Origin of the sequence: Leisingera sp. S132, assembly GCF_025144465.1 — a bacterium.
Lineage (GTDB): Bacteria > Pseudomonadota > Alphaproteobacteria > Rhodobacterales > Rhodobacteraceae > Leisingera.
On the sequence record NZ_CP083553.1, the window covers coordinates 2,102,664 to 2,128,978 of the forward strand.

22 protein-coding genes are annotated in these 26,315 nt (G+C 64.2%); 13 read left to right on the forward strand and 9 right to left on the reverse strand.

What is annotated here, in order from left to right:
• Nucleotides 1-15 precede the first annotated feature (15 nt).
• The 6 genes from K3725_RS10355 to K3725_RS10380 all read left to right on the forward strand — a co-directional run bounded on the left by K3725_RS10355 (nucleotide 16) and on the right by K3725_RS10380 (nucleotide 6,221).
• Nucleotides 16-228: a hypothetical protein gene (locus K3725_RS10355; RefSeq protein ID WP_260015268.1), complete on the forward strand. Its 213-nt coding sequence runs from the start codon at nucleotides 16-18 to the stop codon at nucleotides 226-228.
• A 28-nt stretch (nucleotides 229-256) separates the two neighbouring features.
• Entirely contained in the window at nucleotides 257-1,405 is a 1,149-nt protein-coding gene (locus tag K3725_RS10360; RefSeq protein WP_260015269.1) for an acyl-CoA dehydrogenase family protein, read from the forward strand.
• Between the two features lie 278 nt (nucleotides 1,406-1,683).
• Nucleotides 1,684-2,316, forward strand: coding sequence for a glutathione S-transferase family protein (locus K3725_RS10365; RefSeq protein WP_260015270.1), 633 nt, complete (start codon nucleotides 1,684-1,686; stop codon nucleotides 2,314-2,316).
• Nucleotides 2,317-2,326: 10 nt separating this feature from the next.
• Complete coding sequence (locus tag K3725_RS10370) at nucleotides 2,327-3,538, forward strand: acetyl-CoA C-acetyltransferase (protein ID WP_260015271.1); 1,212 nt, start codon at nucleotides 2,327-2,329, stop codon at nucleotides 3,536-3,538.
• On the forward strand, nucleotides 3,538-4,023 hold the full coding sequence (locus K3725_RS10375) for a cupin domain-containing protein (protein WP_260015272.1): 486 nt from the start codon (nucleotides 3,538-3,540) through the stop codon (nucleotides 4,021-4,023). Before K3725_RS10370 ends, K3725_RS10375 begins: the two co-directional genes overlap by 1 nt.
• A complete protein-coding gene (locus K3725_RS10380) occupies nucleotides 4,020-6,221 on the forward strand; it encodes a 3-hydroxyacyl-CoA dehydrogenase NAD-binding domain-containing protein (protein ID WP_260015273.1) in 2,202 nt (733 codons plus the stop codon). The genes K3725_RS10375 and K3725_RS10380 overlap by 4 nt, the downstream gene beginning before the upstream one ends.
• An 81-nt stretch (nucleotides 6,222-6,302) precedes the next feature.
• Here the strand turns inward: K3725_RS10380 and K3725_RS10385 are convergent, their stop codons facing one another.
• From K3725_RS10385 to K3725_RS10395, 3 genes are all read right to left on the reverse strand, one after another.
• Nucleotides 6,303-6,977, reverse strand: a complete 675-nt coding sequence (locus K3725_RS10385; protein ID WP_260015274.1) for a Hint domain-containing protein — start codon at nucleotides 6,975-6,977, stop codon at nucleotides 6,303-6,305.
• Nucleotides 6,978-7,157: 180 nt separating this feature from the next.
• On the reverse strand, nucleotides 7,158-7,823 hold the full coding sequence (locus K3725_RS10390) for a sulfotransferase family protein (protein WP_260015275.1): 666 nt from the start codon (nucleotides 7,821-7,823) through the stop codon (nucleotides 7,158-7,160).
• 144 nt (nucleotides 7,824-7,967) lie between these two features.
• Nucleotides 7,968-8,891, reverse strand: a complete 924-nt coding sequence (locus tag K3725_RS10395) for a DMT family transporter (protein ID WP_260015276.1) — start codon at nucleotides 8,889-8,891, stop codon at nucleotides 7,968-7,970.
• Nucleotides 8,892-8,967: 76 nt separating this feature from the next.
• Here K3725_RS10395 and K3725_RS10400 point away from each other — a divergent pair, with 76 nt between their 5' ends.
• From K3725_RS10400 to K3725_RS10410, 3 genes are all read left to right on the forward strand, one after another.
• Nucleotides 8,968-10,596, forward strand: coding sequence for an AMP-binding protein (locus K3725_RS10400; RefSeq protein WP_260015277.1), 1,629 nt, complete (start codon nucleotides 8,968-8,970; stop codon nucleotides 10,594-10,596).
• Between the two features lie 105 nt (nucleotides 10,597-10,701).
• Entirely contained in the window at nucleotides 10,702-11,712 is a 1,011-nt protein-coding gene (locus K3725_RS10405) for a hypothetical protein (RefSeq protein ID WP_260015278.1), read from the forward strand.
• A gap of 93 nt (nucleotides 11,713-11,805) precedes the next feature.
• A complete protein-coding gene (locus tag K3725_RS10410) occupies nucleotides 11,806-12,618 on the forward strand; it encodes a class I SAM-dependent methyltransferase (RefSeq protein ID WP_260015279.1) in 813 nt (270 codons plus the stop codon).
• A gap of 73 nt (nucleotides 12,619-12,691) precedes the next feature.
• Here the strand turns inward: K3725_RS10410 and K3725_RS10415 are convergent, their stop codons facing one another.
• The 6 genes from K3725_RS10415 to K3725_RS10440 form a co-directional block, all read right to left on the reverse strand.
• Complete coding sequence (locus K3725_RS10415) at nucleotides 12,692-13,966, reverse strand: SPOR domain-containing protein (protein ID WP_260015280.1); 1,275 nt, start codon at nucleotides 13,964-13,966, stop codon at nucleotides 12,692-12,694.
• A 174-nt stretch (nucleotides 13,967-14,140) separates the two neighbouring features.
• Entirely contained in the window at nucleotides 14,141-14,773 is a 633-nt protein-coding gene (gene upp, locus K3725_RS10420) for a uracil phosphoribosyltransferase (RefSeq protein ID WP_065266360.1), read from the reverse strand.
• Nucleotides 14,774-14,849: 76 nt separating this feature from the next.
• Complete coding sequence (locus K3725_RS10425) at nucleotides 14,850-16,061, reverse strand: phosphopentomutase (protein ID WP_260015281.1); 1,212 nt, start codon at nucleotides 16,059-16,061, stop codon at nucleotides 14,850-14,852.
• A complete protein-coding gene (locus K3725_RS10430; protein WP_260015282.1) occupies nucleotides 16,061-17,362 on the reverse strand; it encodes a thymidine phosphorylase in 1,302 nt (433 codons plus the stop codon). The genes K3725_RS10425 and K3725_RS10430 overlap by 1 nt, the downstream gene beginning before the upstream one ends.
• Nucleotides 17,362-17,778 carry a cytidine deaminase gene (locus K3725_RS10435; protein ID WP_260015283.1) on the reverse strand — a complete coding sequence of 139 codons (417 nt, stop codon included), beginning with the start codon at nucleotides 17,776-17,778 and terminating at the stop codon, nucleotides 17,362-17,364. Before K3725_RS10435 ends, K3725_RS10430 begins: the two co-directional genes overlap by 1 nt.
• Before the next feature lie 80 nt (nucleotides 17,779-17,858).
• Nucleotides 17,859-18,944 carry a cupin domain-containing protein gene (locus tag K3725_RS10440; protein WP_260015284.1) on the reverse strand — a complete coding sequence of 362 codons (1,086 nt, stop codon included), beginning with the start codon at nucleotides 18,942-18,944 and terminating at the stop codon, nucleotides 17,859-17,861.
• Between the two features lie 163 nt (nucleotides 18,945-19,107).
• Between K3725_RS10440 and K3725_RS10445 the strand changes: the two genes are divergently transcribed.
• The 4 genes from K3725_RS10445 (at nucleotide 19,108) to K3725_RS10460 (ending at nucleotide 25,610) form a co-directional block, all read left to right on the forward strand.
• A complete protein-coding gene (locus K3725_RS10445; protein WP_260015285.1) occupies nucleotides 19,108-21,381 on the forward strand; it encodes an NADP-dependent malic enzyme in 2,274 nt (757 codons plus the stop codon).
• A gap of 44 nt (nucleotides 21,382-21,425) precedes the next feature.
• The gene (locus tag K3725_RS10450; RefSeq protein ID WP_260015286.1) at nucleotides 21,426-21,818 is read left to right on the forward strand and encodes a GFA family protein; all 393 of its coding nucleotides are present in this window, start codon (nucleotides 21,426-21,428) and stop codon (nucleotides 21,816-21,818) included.
• A gap of 264 nt (nucleotides 21,819-22,082) precedes the next feature.
• A complete protein-coding gene (gene prpE, locus K3725_RS10455; protein WP_260015287.1) occupies nucleotides 22,083-23,972 on the forward strand; it encodes a propionate-CoA ligase PrpE in 1,890 nt (629 codons plus the stop codon).
• A 192-nt stretch (nucleotides 23,973-24,164) separates the two neighbouring features.
• The gene (locus K3725_RS10460; protein WP_260015288.1) at nucleotides 24,165-25,610 is read left to right on the forward strand and encodes an amidase family protein; all 1,446 of its coding nucleotides are present in this window, start codon (nucleotides 24,165-24,167) and stop codon (nucleotides 25,608-25,610) included.
• Nucleotides 25,611-26,315: the final 705 nt, after the last annotated feature.

The following is a 26,315-nucleotide window of genomic DNA, read 5'->3' on the forward strand; positions in this document are numbered from 1 at the left end:
GCAAAGGACCCGACGATGCCGAAACGTTTCCGCCTGACCCGCCGCCTGCCGATCGCGATGACGGAGGACGGCTACCGCAGGCTGAAAAGGTTCGCCCATGAGGCGGGGCTGGATGAGGGAGAAGCGCTGTCATTCCTGTTCGAGAACTTCGACAGCGTGACGGACTACGAAAACCTGAGCCACCGGCTGCGGCTGTTCAACGCCGAGCTGGAGGCCCGCAAGAGATAAGGCCTGCAAACGGGCCGAAGGGAGCAAGATGACCAGCACGCATTCCGCATGGATGACGGAAGAGCACCAGATGCTTGGGGAGATGACGGCCCAGTTCATCACCAACGAATGGGCCCCCAAGTTCGAGACCTGGCGCAAGCAGGGCCTGATGGACCGGGAGACCTGGACCCAGGCCGGCGAGCTGGGCCTTCTGCTCCCCTCGATCCCCGAGCAATACGGCGGCGCCGGCGGAGACTTCGGCCACGAGGCAGTGATCCTGATGGAAGGCAGCCGCGCCAATCTGGCCAGCTGGGGCCATGGCATTCATTCCGGCATCGTCGGCCACTACATCCTGGCCTACGGCACCGAGGAGCAGAAAGCGCGCTGGCTGCCGAAGATGGTGACCGGCGAACTGGTCGGCGCGCTGGCGATGACCGAACCCTCCACTGGCTCCGACGTGCAGGCGATCAAGACCAAGGCGGTGAAGGACGGCAATGCCTACCGGCTGTCGGGGCAGAAGACCTTCATCACCAATGGCCAGCACGCCAACCTGATCCTGGTGGCGGCCAAGACCGACCCGGCCCAAGGGGCCAAGGGCGTGTCGCTGGTGGCTGTGGAAACCGATGGCGCGGAGGGCTTCAGCCGCGGCCGCAACCTCGACAAGATCGGCTGCCATGCGGCGGACACGTCCGAACTGTTCTTCAGCGATGTGGAGATCCCGCCGGAGAACATCCTGGGCGGGGTTGAGGGCCAGGGATTCTACCAGATGATGCAGCAGCTGCCGCAGGAGCGCCTGATCATTGCTTGCGGCGCGGTGGGCGCGATGGAAGGCGCGGTGGCGCGCACGGTGGCCTATTGCAAGGAGCGCGAGGCCTTTGGCGGGCCGCTGACGCAGTTCCAGAACACCCGCTTCAAGCTGGCCGAGTGCCTGACCAAGACCAGGGTCGCGCGCGCCTTCCTGGATGAATGCATCACCGAACACCTGCATGGCAAGCTCACCGTCGAAAAGGCCGCGATGGCGAAATACTGGATCACCGACACGCAAGGCGAGGTTCTGGACGAATGCCTGCAGCTGCATGGCGGCTATGGCTACATGCAGGAATACGCGGTGGGCGAGATGTGGGCCGATGCCCGGGTGCAGCGGATCTATGGCGGCACCAATGAGATCATGAAGGAGCTGATTGCGCGGTCGCTGTAACCGCAGGGGCCGCGGCGGCACCGCGGGAGGCCGATGATGGACTTTGAGTATTTTGGGAAAGATGAAGCAAGGGCAGTGTCCCTGCCCCCAAGCCTTCGCCAAATGGGCAGGGACGTCTTCACCTTTCACGGCCATCGGCTCTCCAGCCTGTGCCGCAAGACCAAGGTAGCACGCCGCGCGCAGACGCGGGTTAATGCCCCATCATCTTTCCAAAAATACTCCACGGGGGTGCGGGGGTGTGAAACCCCCGCTCCGCCAGCAGACACAGGGAGCACCATATGACACTCAAACTGCATTGCTTCGGCGAAAGCGGCCATTCCTATAAGGCGGCGCTGGCGCTGGAGCTGTCGGGCCTGGCCTGGGAGCCGGTGTTTGTCGATTTCTTCGGCGGCGCGCACCGCAGTGACGACTACCGCGGCCTCAACGTGATGGCGGAGGCGCCGGTGCTGGTGGACGGAGATGTGCGGCTGTCGCAGTCCGGTGTGATCCAGCAGTATGTCAGCGACAAGACCGGCAAGTTCGCAGGCCGCCCGGAGGACAAGTACGAAGTCCTGCGCTGGGTCCTGTGGGACAACCACAAACTGTCCAGCCAGGCCGGCATGACCCGCTTCCTGATGAATTTCATCCCCGAGGACAAGCGCCCGCAGGAGGTGATTGCCTTTATGCAAGGCCGCCTCAAGGCCGCCTTCACCACGTTAAACACCCATCTGCAGGGCCGCGAGTGGATCGTGGGCGATGGTCTCACCAACGCCGATCTGACCTGCTGCGGCTACCTGTTTTACCCGGAGCCTTTTGGCTTCGACCGGGCCGACTGGCCCCATATCGACGCCTGGCTGGACCGCATCAGCGCCCTGCCCGGCTGGAAACACCCCTATGACTTGATGCCCGGCAACCCGTCGGACCGGGCCTGAGGAGAGCACAATGACAGACGCATATATCTATGACGCGCTGCGCACCCCGCGCGGCAAGGGACGCAAGGATGGCTCCTTGCATGAGGTGACCTCGGTCCGCCTTTCCGCCCTGACGCTGAACGCAATCAAGGAGCGCAACAACCTGGAAGGCCACGCGGTTGAGGACGTGATCTGGGGCAACGTGACCCAGGTGATGGAACAGGGCGGCTGCCTGGCGCGCTCCGCGGTTCTGGCCTCCGATCTGGATGAGCGCATTCCGGGCCTCGCCATCAACCGCTTCTGCGCCTCCGGCATGGAGGCGGTGAACCTGGCGGCAAACCAGGTGAAGGGCGGCGCGGGCGATGCCTATATCGCGGGCGGCGTGGAGATGATGGGCCGGGTGGCCATGGGGTCGGACGGTGCGGCAATTGCGGTTGATCCCTCGCTGGCGATGGACACCTATTTCGTGCCGCAGGGCATCTCGGCCGACATCATCGCCACAGAGTACGGCTTTACCCGCGATCAGGCCGACGCTTTGGCGATGGAGAGCCAGCGCCGGGCTGCCAAGGCCTGGGAAGAGAAGCGGTTTGACAAATCCGTCATCACCGTCACCGACCAGAACGGCCTACCGATCCTCGCCCATGACGAATACATGCGCCCCGGCACCGACATGCAGGCGCTGGGGTCGCTGAACCCGGCCTTCCAGATGATGGGCGAGCAGATGCCGGGCTTTGACAAGGTGGCGATGCTGAAATACCCGCATCTGGAGCGGATCAACCATATCCACCACGCGGGCAATTCCTCCGGCATCGTCGACGGCGCTGCGGCGCTCTTGATCGGCAACAAGGAGTTTGGTGAGCGTCACGGGCTGAAACCCCGCGCGCGCATCAAGGCCACCGCCAAGATCGGCACCGATCCGACCATCATGCTGACCGGCCCGGTGCCGGTGACCGAGAAGATCCTGGCTGACAACGGCATGAAAATCAGCGACCTGGACCTGTTCGAGGTGAACGAGGCCTTTGCCTCTGTCGTGCTGCGCTTCCAGCAGGCGTTCGATGTGGACCCCGAGCTGGTCAACGTCAACGGCGGCTCCATCGCCATGGGCCACCCGCTGGGCGCCACCGGGGCGATCATCATCGGCACCCTGCTGGATGAGCTGGAGCGGCAGGACAAGGAAATGGGCCTCGCCACCCTGTGCATCGCATCGGGCATGGGCGCCGCCACCATCATCGAGCGCGTCTGATGCCAAAGCTGGACCTATCCCAACTGCCCTGGCGGGCCGGATCGGGCTACCCCGGCAAGCTGGCCGAGGCCTGTGCGGGCCGCAGCGTGCAGCCGCTGGGCGATCCTGGCGGGCTCAGCCAGTTCGGTGTCAACATCGTGCGGCTGGAGCCCGGCGCAGCCTCCTCCCTGCGCCATTACCACATTGAGCAGGACGAGTTCGTGATGGTAACCGAAGGCACTTGCACCCTGATCGACGATCAGGGCGCGCATGAGATGATGCCCGGCGACTGCGCCGCCTTTCCGGCGGGCGAGGAGAACGGCCACCATCTGGTGAACCGTTCGGACAAGCCTGCCGCCTTTCTGGTGGTGGGCACCCGCACCCCGACCGAGACCGGCTATTACAGCGATTTGGACATGATGGTGAAATTCGCAAGCGGCGAGTTCACCTTTACCCGCAAGGACGGCAGCCCGCTGACGGCTGACCAGACCGGAGAAGACACATGAGCGATTTCAAATACGACGTGGACGCAGACGGCGTCGCAATCATCACCTGGGACGCCGAGGGCAAGAGCATGAACGTCCTCACCCGCGAGGCCTTTGGCCTGGTGGAGGAATACGTGGACCGGGCGCTGGAGGACGAGGGTGTCAAGGGCATCGTGATCACCAGCGGCAAGAAGGACTTTGCCGGCGGCATGGACCTGAACGTCCTGGCCACCATCCGCGAGGAATCGGGGGAGAACCCGGCCCAGGGCCTGTTCGATTTCACCATGGGCGGCCACCGCATCCTGCGCAAGCTGGAACTGGCGGGGATGGACCCGAAGACCATGAAGGGCGGCAAGCCGGTGGCCTGCGCCATCAACGGCACCTGCGCCGGCATCGGCACCGAGATTGCCCTGGCCTGCCATCACCGGGTGATGACATCGAACCCGAAAGCCAGGATCGGCCTGCCGGAGATCATGATCGGCATCTTCCCCGGCGGCGGCGGCACCACGCGGTATTCCCGCATGGTGGGTGCGATGGCGGCGGCCCCGGTCCTGCTGGAAGGCAAGATGATGGACCCGAAGAAAGCCAAGGGCGCCCAGCTGATCGACGCGGTGGCCGATGATGCGCTGGCAGCGGCCAAGGAATGGGTGCTGAACGCCAAGGACGCAGATCTGGTGAAGCCCTGGGATGCCAAGGGCTACAAAATGCCGGGCGGCGCGCCCTATCACCCGGCGGGCTTCATGACCTTTGTTGGTGCCTCCGCCATGGTGCACGGCAAGACCCAGGGCGCCTTCCCGGCGGCCAAGGCGCTGCTGTCCTCGATCTATGAGGGCGCGCTGGTCGATTTCGACACCGCGCTGAAGATCGAGGCGCGCTGGTTCACCAACGTGCTGATGAACCCCTCGTCCTCCGCGATGATCCGCAGCCTGTTCCTGAACAAGCAGGCGCTGGAGAAAGGCGCCGTGCGGCCCAAGGATGTGCCGGATCAGTCGGTGAAGAAAATCGGCGTTCTGGGCGCGGGCATGATGGGCGCGGGCATCGCGCTGGTCTCGGCTCAGGCCGGCATGGAGGTGGTGCTGATCGACCGTGATCAGGAGGCTGCGGACAAGGGCAAGGCCTATTCCGCCAACTACATGGATCAGGGCATCAAACGCGGCAAGGCGACCGAGGAGAAGAAAGAGGCGCTGCTGGCGCAGATCACCGCAACGCCTGATCTGGACGCGCTGAAGGGCTGCGACCTGATCATCGAGGCGGTGTTCGAGGATCCGGGCGTCAAGGCCGAGATGACCCGGAAGGTCGAGGCAATCATTCCCGAAGACTGCATCTTTGCCTCCAACACCTCCACCCTGCCGATCAGTGAGCTGGCCAAGGCCTCCAGCCGCCCGGAGCAGTTCATCGGCATTCACTTCTTCTCACCGGTTGAGAAGATGTTCCTGGTAGAGATCATCAAGGGCAAGGAGACCGGCGACCGCGCGGTGGCCAAGGCGCTGGATTACGTGCGCCAGATCCGCAAGACGCCGATCGTGGTCAATGACGCGCGCTTCTTCTACGCCAACCGCTGCATCCTGCCCTACATCAACGAGGGTCTGCGGATGATCACCGAGGGCGTCTCGCCGGTGCTGATCGACAACGCAGCACGCCAGCTGGGCTTCCCGGTGGGGCCGGTGCAGCTGACCGATGAGACGTCGATTGATCTTGGCGCCAAGATTGCCCGCGCCACCAAGGCGGCGATGGGCGATGCCTATCCGGAAAGCCCGGCGGATGACCTGATCTTCTGGATGGAGGAACAGGGCCGTCTGGGCCGCAAGTCGAACGCGGGCTTCTTCGAGTATGACGACAAGGGCAAGCGCGTCGAATACTGGAAGGGCTTGCAGGAGAAGTATCCGCTGGCGGACGAGCAGCCCGATCTGATCGAGGTGCAGGAGCGGCTGATGTTCGCGCAGGTGCTTGAGGCGGTGAGGGCGCTGGAGGAAGGCGTGCTGATGGACATCCGCGAGGGCGATGTGGGCGCCATCCTGGCCTGGGGCTTTGCGCCGTGGTCCGGCGGCCCGCTGAGCTGGCTGGACATCCTCGGCACGCCTTATGCGGCTGAGCGCTGCGACAGCCTGACGGAGCAGTTCGGCGCGCGCTTCGCCTGCCCGGCACTGCTGCGGGAGATGGCGGAGAAGGGTCAAAGCTTCTACACCCGCTTTGCACCGGAAACGTCCGCAGCCGCCTGAATCTGCTCCCCATAACGGAAAAAGGCCGGCGCCCATTCGCCGGCCTTTTTCATTTCAGGTCAGTGCGTTGAAGGCTGACGCTTACATGAAGATGCCGGGCTGTTCAGCACCGGCCGCAGAGCCTGCGGGCCAGAACGCGTCTTCAGCCATCATCGCCAGAACCAGGCCGCGGGCTTCATTTGGATCCAGAACACGGTAGGCGCCCTGCTCCGCAAATATCCGGCCGCACATCAGATTTGCCGGCGCCGCTGCATATCCCAGCATCCCGGCCTCCAGATAGATCACCTGATCCTCTGCAAACCGCGGCATCACCAGTTCCAGCTGGGCGCCCGGGTGCATGCGGCGGATGCCGCCGTAACCTTCCAGCGTGCAGGCTGGAACGATGGCAAAGGGATCGCCTTGGGCATCCTCCACCAGTTCGCTTTCCAGCAGCACCCCCTGATCCGGCATCAGCCACATCGGCACCCGGTTCATCAGCGCATCGCGCGGCACGAACAGCGGGCAGCGGGCAGGGTCCAGGTCACCCTCTGCCGGGATCATGATCTCCCGCTGCAGTTCCACCACGGTTTGCATGCCGTGATCAAAGGTCAGAACCTTGTCACCGGGCGCCAGCGCCTCCACCGGGCGCCAGCCCAGGTTGGAGGCCACATGGGTGCCTGCCAGAAAGCCGCCCTGGCCCGCCGGAACCAGGGGAAAGCCGCTGTTCATGACCCCGCCTGCCGGGGTGCTGGTGCGTTTCAGAAGCCAGTCCAGCATCCGCTTTCCTTTCCTGCCGCACGGTGGGAATCCCGCCGGCCGGTCCGATTTTTTTCCTTGCTCCTTGCCACTTATGGGACGGAACTAAGGCAAAAAACGGACATTGCTCACGTTACTGCGCCAATTTGCCAAACCTTTGCCGGATTAGGTCCCGGCCAGGCGCAATCAGCGCGCTTCACGCTATCTGGATAGGAGAGAATCGTTAAAAGAGTATTCAAATTGCGCGATATCCTGTGCGCAGGCGCCGGCCACAGCCTCCGCCGCGGCGTCGTCGTAGCAGACCCGCCAGTCGCGCTGGCGGGTGCTCTCGTTCACCAGGGGCAGCTCCAGCGGGAACCCAAGGTGATCAAACAGCGGCTGTGCGTCTGTCTCGAAATGCTCCAGCCGGATATAGAGCTGGCACTGCACGCCCCCGTCCGCATGGCGCATGTATGAGGACGCCGGGCTGCCGCGGAACGCCGCGATGATTTCCGGGTGCTGCACAAAGGCCCGGAATTCCAGGGTTTTCGCCAGCCCGGTGGCCGGATGCGCAAAGCGCTGTTCCCGCAGCCAGTGGTAATAGCTGACCGCGCGGTCCCAGGGATTGCGCACCAGCGTGAAGGCAAAAAGACCGCGCAGAGTATCCTGTGGCACCAGCCCCTCAATATCGGCCAGGGTCGAATGCTTCCACAGCCGCCCGCGTGCCTCAGCATCCTTCAGGCGGCGGCGGCGCTTCAGTGCCTTGGGCGTATCCCCCAGCATCATGTCATCCGCCATGGCGCGTGCCTCCAGCGCCAGCGCCAATGCGGTGCCGCCGGTTTTGGGGATGTGGATGAAAACGTAGCCGCGGCCTTGGGACAGGATCATGTGCTGACCCTAGGATATTGATCTGCACATGGAAACGAAGGAATTGCGCCTGCTGTGGAGCGCCCCGAAAGCCCATTCACCTTTGCGCAAATACTCCGGGGTGAATTGGCCCCGCAGGGCCAAGAGGGGCAGCGCCCCTTGCCTTCACTTCGAACGCAGCGCGATGGTGGCACCGGCCGTGATGATCAGGCCTATGCCCATCATCTGCCAGAGGTTCAGCGCCTGCCCCCAATAGGCCCAGGCAACGCCCGGCCCGACGATCATCACCGAATATTCAAACACGGCGACATACGATGCCTCGCCCAGCTGGTAGGCCTTGGTGATCAGGAACACGCCGCCCACCGCCGCACAGCCCTGCAGCAGGATCAGGTGGGCTATGTCCCACAGCGGCCAGACCCAGCCGCGGACCGCAAAACCGTCCGCACCCGCGGGCACGTCCTGCGGCCAGATCTCCAGCCCCGCAAGCAGCAGGGCGCCAAGCACACCCTGCACCAGCAGGTAGATGAACAGCATCGCCACCGTGCTTTCACCCTGGCAGTAAAGCCCGGTTGCCAGTGAGCCGAGCGCATAGAACAGCCCGCCCGCCACCGGCACCAGAATCAGCAAGTTGAAGGCAACCGGATCCAGCTGAAGCACCATCAGCACACCGGCAAAACCGCCCAGAACCGCGCCGACCCGGATCCAGCCGATCCGCATTCTGAGGAACAGAACGGAAATCACCACGATCAGGATCGGCGAGGTGAACAGCCCGGCCAGCGCCTGGGCAATCGGCATCAGTGCGACTGCGGTGAAATAGAACACCATCGACACCGCCACCAGCACCGCACGCAGCAGTACAGCGCCGAAGTTGCGGCAGCGCAGCCCGCCCAGTCCGGCGCGCGCCATCAGCCACAGGAACGGCAGTGCGACAAATGTGCGCAACAGGTAGAACTGGCCCAGCCCGATGGTCTCTGCCATCAGCGGCACGGCGTTGTCGGTGATGCCGATAATCAGCATTGCCGCCAGCATCGACTGCGCGGCTGCGGCCTGGCTGGTGCCCGGGGCGGAGAGTGCGGCTGTTTGTTTCATACCCTTCCCATTGCCCGCAACTTTCCGCAATATCTATCCTCTAAGCGACACCAAAGTGATTCAGGGGAGGAAACTGATGGGGTGGATGGCGGATGAAACCGGTCTGGAAAAGACCGCCGCGAATTATGTGCCGCTGTCGCCGCTGTCGCATCTGCAACGTGCGGCGCAGGTCTTTCCGGACCGTCTGGCGGTCAGCTATGGCAAGCACCGCAAGAGTTACGCCGAATACCACGAGCGCTGCACCCGCCTGGCGTCCGGCCTCGTCAAGCTGGGGGTGAAGCCCGGCGATGTGGTGGCCACCCTGTTGCCGAATATTCCGGCCCAAGCGGAGGCGCATTTCGGCGTGCCCGCTTGCGGTGCGGTGCTGAACACCATCAACACCCGTCTGGATGTCGGCACAGTTGCCTATATCTTTGCCCATGGCGAGGCCAAGGCGGTGCTGGTCGATCCCCAGTTCATTGAGCTGGCAGAGGCCGCCGTCGAAGAGATGGACGGCCCGGCCCCGGTGCTGATTGAAGTGGCTGATGATCAGGCCAGCTGGCACGCCACCGGCCGCCACATGGAATACGAGGCGCTGCTGGCCAGCGGCGATCCGGACTTCCAGTGGATCATGCCCGAGGACGAGTGGGAAAGCCTGGCGCTGAACTATACCTCCGGCACCACCGGGCGGCCCAAGGGCGTGGTCTATCACCACCGCGGCGCCTACCTGATGACCATGGGCACGGTGGTGTCCTGGCGGATGGTGCTGCACCCGGTCTATCTGACCATCGTGCCGCTGTTCCACTGCAACGGCTGGAATCACACCTGGATGATGCCGCTGGTTGGCGGCACCCTGGTCTGCTGCCGCGATATCACCGCGCAAAACATCTACAACGCCATCCATTACGAAGGCGTCACCCATTTCGGCGGCGCGCCGATTGTGCTGAACATGATCGTCAACGCGCTGGACGAGGAGCGCCGCACCTTTGATCACACGGTGGAGGTCTTCACCGCCGGGGCCCCGCCTGCCCCTGCGACGCTGTCGAAAATCGAAAACCTCGGCTTCAACATCACCCATGTCTATGGGCTGACCGAGACCTTCGGCCATGTCACTGAATGCTATTGGAAGGCAGAGGACTGGGACACGCTGGACAAGGCTGGCATTGCGGCTAAAAAATCCCGCCAAGGCGTGGCCATGCCGATGCTGGAGCCGGTTGTGGTACGCGACAGCGAGCACAATGTGCTGCCGATGGACGGCCAGAGTCAGGGTGAGATCGCCCTGCGCGGCAATGTGGTGATGAAAGGGTATCTCAAGAACCCGGAGGCCACTGCGGAGGCGTTCAAGGGCGGTTACTTCAACTCCGGCGATCTGGCGGTGCAGCACCCGGACGGCTACATCCAGATCGCCGACCGGGCCAAAGACATCATTATCTCCGGTGGCGAAAACATCTCCTCTGTCGAGGTGGAGGGCGTGCTGATGGCGCATCCCGATGTGTTGCTGGCCGCAGTTGCGGCAATGCCGGACGAGAAATGGGGCGAAGTGCCTTGCGCCTTTGTCGAGCTGAAACCGGGCGCCAAGGAAGACGCCGCGGCGCTGATCGCCTTCACCCGCGAGACACTGGCCGGCTTCAAGGCGCCGAAGAAAGTGGTGTTCCAGGAGCTGCCCAAGACCTCAACCGGCAAGATCCAGAAGTTCGAACTGAGGAAAATCGCCAAGTCCTTGTGATTTTTCACGGCGAAACAGCATTCTGAGGCGGCAAAGCAAATTGCCGCCCCTGTTTTATGCGCTTATTCTGGCAGCAACGAGACGGATGGGGACCGGGCAAGCTGCATGACGGCATTGAAGGAATTTGAGCGGCTGGAGGCTGCGGGCCTGTGGCGCGCGGATCCTGAGGCGCAGCGGCGGGATGTGATCATCTCGCTGGGGGACGCAACACTGACCATTGCCAGCATGAACGATTTGCCGCTGGCGCATTGGTCGCTGGCGGCCGTGGAGCGCGCCAATCCGGGTGAGTTCCCGGCCCTGTTCCACCCGGACGGCGACCCTGGAGAGACGCTGGAACTGGCGGAGGACGAAACCGCTATGCTGGAGGCCATCGCCAGGGTGCAGAATGCGATCGGGCGGTCGCGCGCGCGGCCCGGGCGGCTGCGGGCGGTCAGTATCCTGGGCACCCTGGCACTGGTGCTGGCGCTGCTGGTTCTTTGGCTGCCCGGGGCCGTGACGCGCCATGCGGTCGGCGTGGTGCCCGACATCAAGCGCAAGGCCATCGGACAGGCGCTCTTGGGCCGCATTGAGCGGGTCTCCGGCCCCGCCTGCGCCACACCGGAAGCCGTACCGATCCTGAAAGCGCTGGCACAGCGCACCGGCGTTCGGCAGCTGGCGATCCTGCGCTCCGGCATTCCCGGCAGCCTGCATCTGCCCGGCGGTATCGTGCTTTTGAACCGCTCCTTCGTCGAGGATTTCGAGGATCCGGCAGTTGCCGCAGGCGCAGTCCTTGCCGAACGCGCCCGGGCAGAGGCCAGCGACCCGATGCAGGAACTGCTGGAGGCCGGCGGTTTCCGCGCCACATTCAAGCTGCTGACCACAGGCGAGCTGGACCGGGCGGCACTGGATGCCTATTCCGAGGCCACCCTCTCAAGCCCCCGGCCCCAGCTGCCTGATGAGGTGCTTCTGGCGGAGTTTGCCCGCGCCGCCCTGCCTTCTTCCCCCTATGCCTATGCGCTGGACATCACCGGCGAGACGGTGCTGGGGCTGATCGAGGCCGACCCGATGGCCGGCCGCGAACTGGAGCCGGTGCTGAACGACCGCGACTGGGTGCAGCTGCAGAACATCTGCGGCTGATACGGTCCCCGCCTCCCCCGCCAATCGCGAAAATGCGCCGGATCTGCTAGGATCGTCAAATCAGCGCAAACGCATCATGGGGGGACGTGAGGCATGCCGGAAAATTCATCCAGTTTCACCGGAGACATCCCGGGTTACTACGACAGCGGCCTCGGGCCAGTGATCTTCTTCAATTTTGCCGATGAGCTGGCGGCGCGCTGCGGTGCGCTTGCCGTCCAGGACGTTCTGGAGCTTGCTGCAGGAACCGGCATCGTTTCGCAGCGGCTGCGTCGCAAGCTGCCACCGGAAACCAGGCTGACCATCACGGATTTGAACGAGCCGATGCTGGCGCTGGCAAAAGCGAAACTCTCTGATACCACCAATGCCGCCTTCCAGCCCGCCGACGCGATGGCCCTGCCGTTTGGCGATGGCAGTTTTGATCTGATCGCCTGCCAGTTCGGTGTCATGTTCTTCCCGGACAAAGCCGCCGCCTTCCAAGAGGCCGCGCGCGTTCTTAGGCCCGGCGGGCACTACATCTTCAATGTCTGGGCACCCATGGCGCAGAACCCGTTTGCCGGGATTGCCGACACCGTGGCGGCGCAGTTCTTCCCCAATGATCCGCCGGGCTTTTACAAGGTGCCCTTTCATTACGGCCTGCCATCGGCAGTGACCGCGGATCTGAACAGCGAAGACTGGTCAGAAGCCGCTCACGAAACCGTCTCCTTGAACAAGACGATAGAGGACCCCGAGAAATTTGCCGAGGCCCTGGTCTATGGCAATCCGATGATCGACGAGATCCGTTCCCGCGGCGGTGTTGACCCTGATGAGATTGCCAGCGCCATTCTGGACGCCTTACGGGACCGCTTCGGGCCGCCGCCGCTCAGGATGCCGCTCGAGGCGGTCATTTTCACCTGCCGCCGGCGCTAGGGACAGGCCCTATTTTGGGCCGCAAAAAAAGGCCGGGCAGCGGCCCGGCCTGTCCAAATGGCAATTCTTTATCTTATTTGCTGAGCCTGGCGCCGCTGAAACCGGCGCGCTGCGCCTTGGCCAGCGCCGTGGCAGCCTGGCCGTCATCCTGGTAGGGCCCTGCCAGAACCACCTTGTATGGCTGGCCCTTCCGGCTGACGGATCCAAGACGCACCGGCAGGCCAGAGGCCGCCAGTTTGCGGGCTGCAGCCTTGGCCCGGGCTGGATCGGCATAGGTTGCTGCCCGGACATAACGGCGGCTGACTGCTGCCTGTTCCGGCGCCGCGGCACCGGGAGCGGAGCGGGTAGACAGGCGCAGGCCCTTCGGCCGGGCCTCAGCCGGGCTGACACGCGCAGTGCGCGGCAACGTGACTACCGGACGGTCCAGCGGCGGCTGAACCAGTTTGCGCGGCACACCGCGGGTCCAGATCTGCGCCATTTGCGCGTCGCCGTCCGGTGTGCGCATTGCGCGCATCGGATTCATCCGGCCATCCTGCCGCTCCACCACCTCGTACCCCGCCGGGGCCTGGACGTTGCTGACGATCACCGCCGGGCGCACGGTGCGCTCTGCCCGCTGCGGATTGAGCCGTCCGTCAGTCCAGACCGGGCGGTAGCCCTTGGGCACCTGGAAGCTGTTGCTGAGACGGCGGTCCTGGTAGATATGCGTCTGCACCACGCGGGTGTTGGGCGTGATCCGCACAGAGGACTGCGGTCCGCCAAAGCTGACCGGCGGCTCCTCCTGCGGGCCGCAGCGCACATCAGCGGAATTGCTGTACTGGCGGCTGACGCCGGACAGGTCTGCGCAGCCCGCATTGCTTGCAGGCGGCGGCGCAGCGGCGGGTTTTGCAGCGGCTGGCGCAGCTTTTTGGACTGGCTGCGCGGGGGCCGCGGGCACTGCCGCAACCGTAGCAGGCTGGACACTGGCCGGCTGCGGTTTGCGGACCGGCTTGGCGGTTGTGGCCACGCTTGGCTGCGCAGCGGCCGGCGCGGGCTGCTGGCTGGGTTCCAGGGTGATCTGTTCCGGTTTTGACGCGGTCTGCCGCTGCTGGGTGGTTCCGGCAACCCGGGTCGGGGCATAGCCGCAAAGCTGCTTGCGGGCGCGGTTGACCCGCGGCACCCAGTTCACATCCCCGTCAAGGCCCGCCCGGATGTAGATGCAGCCGCGGCTGTCGACATACTGCTTCCCTTTATAGGAGAGCGGCGGGTATTCGGCGGGCGGGCTGGCGTCGCGCAGGGTTTGTGCCTGTATACCCGCTGCGCTGCTTGTCCCCGCGATGATGGCCAGTGCAATAATTCTAGTTATTTTCATTCCTGAGCCCCACAAAATGTGGCTTCAGGATGCCCGAAACTTGCCTGTGAGTAAAGATTCCGCAGCAACAATAAGTCTTTATGCAGGTATTTTTTGCATGAATTGAAACCAATTCACATCCCGCCGCCGGATTGGGCCGCCAGGACAGGTCCGCCCCGCCCTGGCGCCGTTAGGTTATTTGGTGCCGAACATCCGGTCGCCCGCATCGCCAAGCCCGGGCAGGATATAGCCCTTCTTGTTCAGCTCGCGGTCCAGGGAGGCGGTCACGATCGGCACATCCGGGTGGGCCTGCTTCATGCGCTCAACGCCTTCGGGAGAGGCCAGCAGGCACAGGAAGCGGATGTTGTTTGCGCCGGCCTCCTTCAGCAGATCAATGGCGGCGGCGGAGCTGTTGCCGGTGGCCAGCATCGGGTCCACAGCGATGACCAGCCGGTCCTTCAGCCCCTCGGGTGCCTTGAAGTAATACTGAACCGGCTCCAGGGTTTCCTCGTCGCGGTACAGGCCGACAAAACCGACCCGGGCCGAGGGGATCAGCTCCAGCACACCGTCCAGCATGCCGTTGCCCGCGCGCAGGATCGACACCAGCGCCAGCTTTTTGCCCGCCAGGATCGGCGCCTCCATCTCTTCCATCGGAGTTTCGATGCTGGTGGTGGTCAGCGGCATCTCGCGGGTGATCTCATAGGCCAGCAGCTGGGTGATCTCGCGCAGCAGCCGGCGGAAACCAGCCGTGGACGTGCCCTTGTCCCGCATCAGGGTCAGCTTGTGCTGCACAAGCGGGTGATCAACAACGGTCAGGTGGTCGGTCATGGGGCACTCCTAGTGTTTGGCTTTCCGCGCTTTTACGGGCTTGGCCGCGGCAGGCAAGCGTGTTTTGACCATGGGGTCAAAGAAAGCTTTTGCCGGGGCGTTGGGCAGGCACATCCAGATGGGCGGCGATGGAGGCCGCCACATCGGCGAATTTGACCTGCCCGATGGGGCCTGCGTCAAGCCCCGCGATCAGCACCGGCACCTGTTCGCGGGTGTGGTCAGAGCCGGGCCAGCTGGGGTCGTTGCCGTGATCGGCGGTCAGCAGCAGCAGGTCGCCCGGACGCAAGCGCGGCAGCAAGCGGCCCAGTTCTGCGTCAAACCACTCAAGCGCGCGGGCATAGCCGGCAATGTCGCGGGTGTGGCCGAACAGGCTGTCGAACTCGACGAAATTGGCAAATGTCAGGCTGCCGTCCTCCGACGTCTCCACCGCGTCAAACAGATGCTGCATCAGCTGGGCGTCGGCGCCTTTCTTCAGGGTGCCGATACCGGACATGGAAAAGATGTCGCCGATCTTGCCAATCGCGTGCACCTTGCGGCCTGCGTCCTGCACCCAGTTGGTCAGCACCGGGGCTGGCGGGGTGATCGCATAGTCGCGGCGATTGGTGGTGCGGGTGAAGCCCTCTTCTGCCGAGCCCAGGAAAGGACGCGCGATGACCCGGCCCACCTTCATGGCATGCAGGCGCGGGGCAATGGCCTCGCAGAGCTTCAGCAGGCGGTCGAGGCCAAAGGTCTCTTCATGCGCGGCGATCTGAAAGACGCTGTCGGCGGAGGTATAGCAGATCGGTTTGCCGGTGCGCATGTGCTCGGCGCCCAGATCATCAAGGATCACCGTACCGGAGGCGTGGCAGTTGCCAAGGATTCCATCGGTGCCCGCCTGCTCCGCGACAATGGAGGTCAGATCATCGGGGAACGACGGCGCCTGATCGGGGAAATAGTGCCAGTCCCAGGGCACCGGCAGGCCTGCCAGTTCCCAATGACCGGACGGCGTGTCTTTGCCGCGGCTGAGTTCGCTGGCACAGCCCCAACGGCCCTGCGGCTCTGCGTCCAGGCCGGGAAACGGCACCGATGACGCCAGCCGCATCGCTGCGCCGAGGCCGAGGCGTTCCATGTGCGGCACGTCGAGCGGACCGCTTCGGCCGTCCTCTGCCTCGCCCGCGGCGCAGGCCTGCGCGATATGGGCCAGCGTATTGGCACCGAGGTCCGGCAGATCACCATTGAAGAATGTACCAGCATCCGGCGCGCCGCCGATTCCAACGGAATCCATCACCACAAGGAAGGCACGGGGCATCAGGAGATCCTTTCGTGAACCAGAGGCAGGCTGCCCGGCGCATCGCCGATGGCTATCGCAGCAAGAAACGCAGCCTCTGCCATCTCTGCCGCATCATTGCTGGCCGCATGTATCCGGGCAAGGGTGTCCCCTGCCCCGATGGACTGGCCGAGGCGGACAATATCCGAAATCCCGACACCCGGATGAATGCGGTCGCTTTCCACCATGCGGCCGCCGCCGAGGGCAACAACCGCGAGGCCAAGCGCCTCGCCGTTCATGGCGGAGACATGCCCGGCAACTGGCGCCTTCACTTCGCGCACCACGTCCGCGACCGGCAGGTGATCCCGCCAGCGAACGGCAAAATCGGCCGGGCCGCCCATGGCGGCAATCATCCTGGCAAAGCGCTCCACCGCGCGGCCGTCGCTGAGAGAAGCGCTGATCCGGGCCGCACCGGCCTCTGCATCCGCTGCGAGGCCTGCGAGCACCAAAAGCTCGCCACCGAGAACTGCGGTGATTTCCGCCAGCGGTCCGGCAGCAGCGCCGGTCAGAACCCGCATCACCTCTGCCACCTCCAGCGCATTGCCAAGCGCGGGCGCCAGCGGCTGGTTCATGTCAGTAATCAGCGCGGAGGTCTTGCAGCCCGCAGCATTGGCGGTATCGCACAGCGATTGCGCCAGCGCGCGCGCGTCATCAGCGGTTTTCATGAAAGCGCCGGAGCCGATCTTGACGTCCAGCACCAGCGCATCCGGGCTGGCGGCCAGTTTCTTGGACAGGATCGAAGCGGTGATCAAGTCGAGGCTTTCCACCGTCGCGGTCACGTCGCGGATCGCATAGAGCCGCTTGTCCGCTGGCGCGATCTGCGCAGTGGCACCCACGATGGCGCAGCCCATATCCTGCATCATGCGGCGCAGGTGGTCTTCGCTGACGCTGGTGGAGACGCCGGGGATGGCCTCCAGCTTGTCCAGCGTGCCGCCGGTATGGCCGAGCCCGCGGCCGGAGATCATCGGCACATAAGCACCGCAGGCTGCCAGCGCAGGCGCCAGCAGCAGCGAGACGCAATCGCCCACGCCGCCGGTCGAGTGCTTGTCTAGTACCGGACCGTCCAGATCCCACACCAGCACATCGCCGGTGTCGCGCATCGCCAGCGTCAGGGCGCGGCGCCCCTCAACACTCAGGCCCTGCAGGCAGACCGCCATGGCAAAGGCACCGGCCTGCGCGTCAGAAACCGCACCGCTGGCCAAGCCGTCGGCAAACCAGCGCAGCGCATCCTCACCCGGTGTCTCACCGCGGCGCAGGCAGGCGTTGATGGCGCGGGCGTCCATCAGCTGCGCTCCATATGGTCCGCGTCAAAGGCGCCGGGCAGCAACGCGGCGATGGTGGTTTCCTGCTCCTCGCCGTCGGTGGTGGCCATCATGACCTTGACGTCTCCGCTGGCGAATTCCTTGATCTTCTGGCGGCAGCCGCCGCAGGGCGTGATCGGGGTCGGGCAATCGGCGATCACGTAGACCTCCGCCAGTTCTTTCTCCCCTGCCGCCACCATCGCAGCAATCGCACCGGCCTCGGCACAAGTGCCCTCGGGGTAGGCCACGTTTTCGACGTTGCAGCCCACATAGATCTGGCCGGAGGCGGAGCGGACAGCGGCGCCGACCTTGAAGTTGGAATAGGGCGCGTGGGCGTTTTCACGGACAGCGGCAGCGGCGGCTTTGAGGCTCATGGCGATTCCCCGGTTTTTGATCATTTGGTCAAGATGCCGCAGGATAGCTGAATTGCTCCGGGAAGCGAAAGCCCCCGGATTCAGATCTTTGCGCCGCCCTAGGTTCAGGCCAGCGTGGTGTTGAACACCCCGGGCAGCGTCACCTCCAACAGCTCCACATCATCCGACGGCGCGCTGAGGCGGGTCTTCATCCCCGGCGGAATGACAAAGGCATCGCCCTGCTCTAGCTGATACGGCTCGCGCCCCTCGCCCTCCAGCGTGACCGCGCCGTTCATCACGAACGTAAAGTGGATGTCGGTGTCATGCGCCGCCCACTGCGGATCGCCCTCACCCCGGCGCACCACCTGCACGCCAGCAACGCCCTTGGTGTTTTCGGCAATCGTGGTGTCACGGCAGACATAGCCCGGCAGGCGGAACGGGACCCACTCGGCGCCTCCCGCCTTGTTGTAGACGAACCGCTGGCCCTGCCATTCCCGTTCGGGGCGGTAGTGCGGTGTCGGCAGGGTCATCCCGTGGTCGATCTCTGTCACGTGCTCCGCCGGCACGCCGATCTCGATCACCTGCACGTTGTCGCTGGCCTCCAGCACCCGGTGGCGGATTTCCGGCGGCTGGATGAAACAATCGCCTGCCGTCAGACGCATCTTCTCGCCCTGGTCCTCATAGACCACATCGACCCAGCCGTGGATGCAGAAGATCAGCTGGAAACCGACCCGGTGGAAATGCACCATATCCGGCACCGGGCCGCCGTCGGGGATGCGGATGTGGCTGGCAATGATAGAGCCGCCCAGCCGGTCCGGCACCAGATCGCGGTAGTGCATGCCTGCGCGGCCGATGATCCAAGGCGCTTGATCCTTGAGGCGGCGGACCACGAAGCTGTGCACCGTTTCCGGCATCACCATCGGCGGGTGGCGTTCCTCGATCTCCACCTTGGTGCCGTTGGGTGCGGTCAGGCGGCGCTGTCCTTCGGCAAATCCATCAGGATCTTCAGTCAGAATGCGGATAGTGCCGGGGCTTTCCCCGGCTCCTTTTTCGATCCTGAGACGCAGGCCGTGGCCGGAGAACACTGCGGTGCGCGGATCATCCGCCGGATAGATCATGTCCATCTTCATGCCCAAAACCTTGGTATAAAACGGAATGTCATTACGCAGCTCATCCGTCGGCAGGCGGATCTCGGCGATTGTTTCGCTCATTTTTCACTCCCTGATCAGTTGGCAGGACAGTGACCTTGCGGCAAGGTTTATGCAAGAACCCGCCAGCCGCCCTGCCGCCGCGTCTGTTTGCGTCAGTTTGGGCTATGTTTCCGGCAGGAAAAATGGTTTAACGCTAAACAATACCCTTTCCGAGGAGCGCCAGATGTCCGATTCACAGAGCACGCGGCAAGCCGCACTCAACTATCACGAGTTCCCCCGCCCCGGTAAGCTGGAGATCCGCGCAACCAAGCCGATGGCCAACGGCCGCGATCTGTCCCGCGCCTATTCGCCCGGCGTCGCGGAGGCCTGCATCGAGATCAAGGCGGATGCGGCCAATGCCGCGCGCTATACCTCGCGCGGCAATCTGGTGGCGGTTGTGTCCAACGGCTCTGCGGTGCTGGGCCTCGGCAACATCGGCGCGCTGGCCTCCAAGCCGGTGATGGAGGGCAAGGCGGTTCTGTTCAAGAATTTCGCGGGCATCGACTGTTTCGACATCGAGGTGAACGAGAGCGATCCGGAGAAACTGGCCGATATCGTCTGTTCGCTGGAGCCGACCTTTGGCGCCATCAACCTCGAAGACATCAAGGCGCCGGACTGCTTTGTGGTGGAAAAGCTGTGCCGCGAGCGGATGAATATCCCCGTGTTCCACGACGACCAGCACGGCACCGCAATTGTGGTGGGGGCTGCCGCCAAGAACGCGCTGCATGTGGCCGGCAAGTCGTTCGAGGACATCAAGATCGTCTCCACCGGCGGCGGCGCGGCGGGGATTGCCTGCCTGAACATGCTGGTGAAACTGGGTGTCAAACGCGAGAACATCTGGCTCTGCGACATTCACGGTCTGGTCTACGAGGGCCGCGAAGAGGACATGAACCCGCAGAAAGCGGCATTCGCCCAGGCCTCGGACAAGCGCACGCTGGACGAGGTGATGGACGGCGCCGACATGTTCCTGGGCCTCTCCGGCCCCAATGTGCTGAAGCCGGACATGGTCGCCAGGATGAGCAAGCGGCCGATCATCTTTGCGCTCGCTAACCCGACGCCGGAGATCATGCCCGACCAGGCGCGCAAGGTGGCACCGGATGCGATCCTCGCCACCGGGCGCAGCGATTTTCCCAATCAGGTCAACAATGTGCTGTGCTTCCCTTTTATCTTCCGGGGCGCGCTGGATGTAGGGGCGACGGAGATCAACGACGAAATGCAGATTGCCTGCGTCGACGGCATTGCCGAACTCGCCCGCGCCACCACTTCGGCTGAGGCGGCAGCTGCCTATAAGGGCGAGCAGCTGACCTTTGGCGCCGATTACCTGATCCCCAAGCCGTTTGATCCGCGGCTGGTGGCGGTGGTCTCCTCGGCGGTGGCCAAGGCGGCGATGGAAAGCGGCGTGGCGACCCGCCCGATCGAGGACATCACCGCCTATAAGCAGAAGCTGAACCAGACGGTGTTCAAATCGGCCCTGCTGATGCGCCCGGTGTTCGAGGCGGCCCGCGCCGCGGCCCGCCGGATCGTGTTCAGCGAGGGCGAGGATGAGCGGGTGCTGCGCGCGGCCCAGGCCATCCTGGAAGAAACCACCGAGACCCCGATCCTGATCGGCCGCCCGGAAGTGATCGAGCGCCGCTGCGAACGGCTGGGGCTGGACGTGCGCCCGGGACGTGATTTCCAGCTGGTGAACCCGGAGAACGACCCGCGCTACTACGACTACTGGAACAGCTATCACAAGGTGATGCAGCGCCGCGGCGTGACGCCGGATCTGGCCAAGGCGATCATGCGCACCAACACCACCGCCATCGGTGCCATCATGGTGCACCGCGGCGAGGCGGACAGCCTTCTGTGCGGCACCTTCGGCGAATACCGCTGGCACCTGAATTACGTGCAGCAGGTGCTGGGCGGCGGCACCTACTCGCCGCATGGCGCGCTGTCGATGATGATCCTGGAAGACGGCCCCCTGTTTATCGCCGACACCCATGTGCATGTGGAGCCGACGCCGGAGCAGATTGCCGAGACCGTGATAGGCGCTGCCCGCCATGTGCGCCGTTTCGGCCTCGCACCGAAAATCGCGCTGTGTTCGCAGTCGCAATTCGGCAATATCTCCTGCGACACCGGCAGCCGGCTGCGTGCCGCAATCGACATCCTCGACGATAAGCGCCGCGATTTCGTCTATGAGGGCGAGATGAACATCGACACCGCGCTGGACCCGGAACTGCGCGAGCGGATCTTCCCCAATTCACGGCTGGAGGGGGCGGCCAACGTGCTGATCTTTGCCCATGCCGATGCAGCCTCCGGCGTGCGCAATATCCTCAAGATGCGGGCCGGCGGGCTGGAAGTGGGGCCGATCCTGATGGGCATGGGCAACCGCGCCCATATTGTCTCGCCGTCGATCACCGCGCGGGGCCTTCTGAACATGGCGGCCATTGCCGGCACCCCGGTCGCGCACTACGGTTAACTGCGCGGCCCCATTTGCCGGCCGCCCAATCAGGGAGACCGGAAATGAGAGGCCATTGCCACTGCGGCGCAGTGCATTGGGAGAGCCGGGCCGAGGCGGCCTGGAGCTGCTACTGCCACTGCGCCGACTGCCGCCGCAACTGCGCGGCACCTGTCACCGCATTTTTCGGGCTGCCGCATGAGGCCGTGGACTGGTCCGGTGCGGACCCCAAGGTCTACACTTCATCGGAAGGCGTCGAGCGGCTGTTCTGCAGCACCTGCGGCACCCAAATGGCCTACCGTACCGCGCGCGACCCGGTGAACATCCATCTTTATACCGCGACGCTGGAAAGCCCCAGCCAGATGCCGCCCAGGTTCCATGTGTTCCATTCGGACCATGTGAGCTGGCTGGAGCTGAAGGACAGCCTGCCCCGCTATGCCAAATCCTCAGGCGGGTGATTCCCGGCGGCAGCTCCATTCGTTCGGCAGCCAGTTTTTGCAAGTTTGCAAAAATTCTCCGCAACTCCGGATTATTCTGCAGCAAATACCACTTTGCAAAACACGCAGGGTGCAAACCGGAGCGGCCCTGTAAATTCAGTAAATCATCCGCGCAAATCCGGCCAAAACCTGTAAATTCCTTGACGAACCTTGCGTGAAGCCGCGGCAAAACTTGCCCGCCCGCCGCTTTGTCGCCTACGCAATTGGCAGGAGGAGATGAACACCATGGGATATCAGGATATTTACGCCGCCTGGAAACAGGATCCGGAAAGCTTCTGGATGGAGGCAGCCCAGTCGATCAGCTGGGACGCGGCCCCGAAGCAGGCGCTGTTTGACAAGGGCGACGGTCTTTATGAATGGTTTGCGGATGCCAAGGTGAACACCTGCTACAACGCCGTTGACCGCCATGTGGAACAGGGCCGCGGCGAGCAGACCGCGATCATCTACGACAGCCCGGTCACCCATACCAAGCGTGAAATCTCCTATGTCGAATTGCGCAACCGCGTTGCCACCCTGGCCGGCGCCCTGCGCGCCAAGGGCGTGGAAAAAGGCGACCGGGTCATCATCTACATGCCGATGATCCCCGAGGCGCTGGAGGCGATGCTGGCCTGCGCCCGCATCGGCGCGGTTCATTCGGTGGTGTTCGGCGGCTTTGCCTCCAACGAGCTGGCGGTACGGATCGACGATGCCAAGCCCAAGGCGATCATCGCCGCCTCCTGCGGCATCGAGCCGGGCCGGATCGTGCACTACAAGCCGCTGCTGGACGGCGCCATCGACCTGGCCAGCCATAAGCCGGATTTCTGCGTGATCTTCCAGCGCGAGCAGGAAGTGGCAGAGCTGATCCCGGGCCGAGACGTGCACTGGCACGGCTTCCAGTACGGTGTGGAGCCTGCCGAATGCGTGCCGGTTGAGGGCAACCACCCCTCCTATATCCTTTATACCTCCGGCACCACCGGCCAGCCCAAGGGGGTGATCCGCCACACCGCAGGCCAGCTGGTGGCGCTGAACTGGACCATGAAGAACATCTACAACGTCGATCCCGGCGACGTGTTCTGGGCTGCGTCCGATGTGGGCTGGGTCGTGGGCCACAGCTATATCTGCTACGGGCCGCTGATCCACGGCAACACCACCATCGTGTTCGAGGGCAAGCCCGTGGGCACGCCGGATGCGGGCACCTTCTGGAGGGTGATTTCCGAGCATAAGGTCAAAAGCTTCTTCACCGCCCCCACCGCCTTCCGCGCGGTAAAGCGGGAAGACCCCAAGGGCGAATACGTCAGGAAATACGACCTGAGCTGCCTGCAGCAGGTCTACCTGGCGGGCGAGCGTGCGGACCCGGACACCATCACCTGGGCGCAAGAGCAGCTGAAGGTGCCGGTGGTCGACCACTGGTGGCAGACAGAGACCGGATGGTCGATTGCGGCAAACCCCTTGGGGATCGAGGAGCTGCCGACGAAACTCGGCTCTCCCGCCGTACCGATGCCGGGCTATGAGGTGGATATCCTCGATGAGGGCGGCAACCCGGTGGCGCCGGGCGAACTGGGCGCGATTGCTGTGAAACTGCCGCTGCCGCCGGGCACCCTGCCGACGCTCTGGAATGCCGGGGACCGCTTCAAGAAGAGCTACCTCAACACCTTCCCCGGCTATTACGAGACCGGCGATGCCGGCATGAAGGACGAGGATGGTTATCTCTACATCATGGCGCGGACCGATGATGTGATCAACGTGGCGGGCCACCGGCTGTCCACAGGCGGCATGGAGGAAGTGCTGGCGGGCCACCCGGATGTCGCCGAATGCGCGGTGATTGGGGTGGCGGACAGCCTCAAGGGGCAGATGCCGGTGGGCTTCCTCTGCCTCAATGCCGGTGCAGACCGCGACAGTGCGGAAGTTGTCTCTGAGGTCGTCAAGCTGGTGCGCGAGAAGATCGGCCCCGTCGCCGCCTTCAAGCTGGCAGTGGTGGTCGACCGCCTGCCCAAGACACGCTCCGGCAAGATCCTGCGCGGCACCATGGTGAACATCGCCGACGGGACACCGTGGAAAATGCCTGCAACCATCGATGATCCCGCGATCCTGGAGGAGATCACCGTGGCGCTGCAGAGTATCGGCTACGCCAAATAACGCGCCCGTTTCCCGGCGCGGGAAACGGGCAAAAATCCTGCGAGGATTTTTCGAGGCTCCGCCCGCAGGCGGAGCCTGTTTTCCGCGCCGGAAAACAGGCCGGAATTCTCGCAGAATTCCGGCTTCCTGCCGCCCGGTTTTGCTTGCAACTGCGCCCTGCCCGCCTAGGCTGCGGGACAGGGAGACGAGCAGATGGCAAATGAAGACCTATGGCGCCTCAGCGCAACGGAACTGACCACCCTGACACGCGGTGGCGACGTCAGTGCGGAAGGCGCGATCCAGGCCTCGATAAACCGCATGAACGCGGTGAACCCGGCCCTGAACGCCGTAGTCGAAGATCTGAGCAGCGAGGCGCTGGAGCGCGCGCAAAGGCTGGACAAAGCACGCGCACAGGGCCAGGAACCCGGCCCGCTGCACGGAGTGCCGGTGACCATCAAGATCAACATCGATCAGAAGGGCCACGCCACTTCCAACGGCGTTGCTGCACTGAAGGACCTGATCGCCCCGGCAGATGCCCCTGTTGTGGAGAACCTGCAAAGGGCCGGTGCGGTGGTGATCGGGCGCACCAACACGCCGGAATTTTCCTTTCGCGCCGACACTGACAACCCGCTGCACGGACGTACTCACAACCCCTGGGGGCGGCACATCTCTCCCGGCGGCTCCTCCGGCGGTGCGGGGGCGGCGGTGATGGCCGGGATCGGAGCGCTGGCCCACGGCAATGACATCGGGGGGTCATTGCGTTTCCCTGCCGCCGCCAATGGCGCGGTGACGGTCAAGCCTGGCCTTGGCCGGGTGCCCGCCTGGAACCCCAGCCAGACGGCGGAACGGGGCCTGCTGGCGCAGCTGATGTCGGTGCAGGGGCTGATCACCCGCAGCGCCGAAGATTTGCACCTGTCGATGCCCTCGCTGATCGCGCCAGATCCCCGCGACCCGTTCCATGTGCCGATGCCCTGGCGCGGCGCTGCTCCTGAGGGGCCAATCAGGGTCGCCTTCACCAAGAACACCCACGGCTATGACCTGCACCCGGAGGTCGAGGCCGCGCTGGATTTCGCCCGAGATGCTTTGCGTGATGCGGGCTATCAGGTAGAGGCGATCGAGCCCCCCAACGTGTTTGACGCCGGGCGCACCGGCTACCGGGCGCTGATGGGTGAGATCTATGCACTGATGAAACACGATGTGGATGCGGCCGGCTCCCAGACCGTGCGCGACATCTTTTCCGTCTATTTTCAGGAGTTCCCGCCCTTCGCCGACGATGAACTGCTGCAAATGATGGCCAAACGGACCCATTATGCGCGGCAATGGTCGCTGTTCATGGAGGACTACCCGCTGGTGCTCTCGCCCTTCCTGCCGCAGCCGTTCTTCAAGCCGGACCGCGACACCGAAGGCGCGGCTGGCGTGCATGAGGTTCTGGGCTGTGCGGTCTATTCCTATGCGATGAATTTCCTCGGCCTGCCTGCCGCCTCGGTCCCGGCCCGCCTGGCAGAGCTGCCCAAGGGACCGCAGCCCGTCAATGTGCAAATCGCCGCCCGCCGCTGGCGCGAGGATCTGGCAGTGGACGCCTGCGCCGCAATTGAGGCCCGGGCCGGCCGCATGTGCCTGCCGCTGTGGCAGAAGATGTCAGCGGGCGGCAGCGTGTAGCACCCTGCCCGCCATGCCCTGCGGGGAACTTCAGGCATTGCGCCCCGCAGCGCCATTCGCGCGCGGATTTTGCCGAGACGTGAGACCCCGCAGATTGAAGGGGCTGGCAGATCGGCGGAATGGCCAAGCCAAAGCACAAGGCACCTGTGCGGGGTGGACCGGAACCCGGACATCCCGGGCACCAAGGCAATCCGGCTTGCGAAGGCGCAGATCGTGCCAGTTTGCCGGGCGTGTTTGCAATACCTGATTGCCTGGCTTAATTGCCGTGCCTGCCTCACGTGCCTGCCTGACAGGCCAGCCTGGTGGGCCAGCCTGGCGGGCCAGTCAATCAGGCCAATTAACCGGGCCTGCCAGCCGCCCCCGCAGCGGACAGTCGCCCTCCGCGCCCGTTTGCCATTCCAAGAGCCTGCGCACTGCAGCACAGCAGCCCGCAAATTGCGAAGAGGGAACAGGCGTATGAAGTCCCCGGGAGCAGCCTCAGCTCCTCCCGGGGTCCTTGCTGACCCAAGACACTCGCTACCAGCGCGGCACTTCCCGCCTGCAGGACTACGCGCAGGCGTGCCGGGCCAGACCGGCTCAAATCGTAAAACTGGAACACATAAAACCGCCGGTCCGGCTCATCGGCTTTGCAGCCTCAGGCGATGCCAACAGCACCAGCCTGTGGATAAATCCTCGCACGGAATGGTTACCGGGAGGTTCACAGAC